The sequence below is a fragment of the Vibrio sp. 1978 genome (genome assembly GCF_033344345.1).
Genome location: NZ_JAWPOP010000926.1, coordinates 1 through 538, shown reverse-complemented (window position 1 = coordinate 538; position 538 = coordinate 1). Strand labels below are relative to the sequence as shown.

Here is a 538-nt window from a genome sequence, read left to right as displayed (position 1 = left end):
GTGCTCGTGCGAAGATCAACGCTTGGTTCCGTAAACAGAGTCGTGAGAAAAACCTCGAAGCGGGACGTGAAATCCTCGAACACGAGTTGGTGAAGATTGGTGCGACGTTAAAAGATGCAGAGCATTACGCCCTAAAACGCTTCAACGTCAACACGCCGGATGAACTCTACGTCGGTGTAGGCAGTGGCGACCTGCGTATCAATCAGATCATCAACCACATTAATGCACTGGTGAATAAACCAACGGCGGAAGAAGAAGACCAGCAAGCGCTAGAAAAACTCCAAGAAGCCGAGCACAAAGCACCAGCGCAAAGTCGGCCGAAAAAAGACGCGGTAGTAGTAGAAGGTGTTGATAACCTAATGACGCACCTAGCTCGCTGTTGTCAGCCAATTCCAGGTGATGACATTTGTGGTTACATCACCCAAGGCCGAGGGATCTCAGTGCACCGCAGTGACTGTGAACAGCTCGAAGAACTGCGTCATCACGCTCCAGAACGTATCATTGATACCGTATGGGGCAGCGGATTTGTAGGGTCATA

Annotated in this window: 1 protein-coding gene; it reads left to right on the top strand. The window is 50.4% G+C overall.

The window, feature by feature from the left end; genetic code table 11:
* Positions 1 to 538: RelA/SpoT AH/RIS domain-containing protein (locus tag R8N49_RS29900; RefSeq protein ID WP_318190804.1), on the top strand; the 538-nt coding region annotated here is incomplete at both ends.